General features: G+C 62.4%; 1 protein-coding gene. It reads right to left on the bottom strand.

The features are described from left to right. The coding region (locus KM800_RS15700) for a flagellin hook IN motif-containing protein (protein WP_217813853.1) at positions 1–204 on the bottom strand (204 nt) is incomplete at its 3' end. Between the last annotated feature and the right edge of the window lie 6 nt (positions 205–210).

Genomic DNA, 210 nt, shown 5'->3' with positions numbered 1-210 from the left:
ACTCAGCAACAACCGCTCGCCCGACGCGTCTGTAAGAATCGTGGCGACCACGCCTGCATTGGCACCGTTAATCTTGCTCGCCACATCGGACAGCTTGTCGGTCGCAGTGATCACAATGTCCACGGGCTGCCCGCTGGCGGGCGTGAACGCCCCATGTGATCCACCCCATTGCCCCAGCTCCAAACGCAAGGTGCCAGCACCCATAGCGCC

The sequence above is a fragment of the Clostridium tyrobutyricum genome, assembly GCF_019144085.1.
Taxonomy (GTDB): domain Bacteria; phylum Bacillota; class Clostridia; order Clostridiales; family Clostridiaceae; genus Clostridium_B; species Clostridium_B tyrobutyricum_A.
The sequence above is the reverse complement of the archived record's forward strand: the minus strand, read 5'-3'. Positions and strand labels throughout refer to the sequence as shown.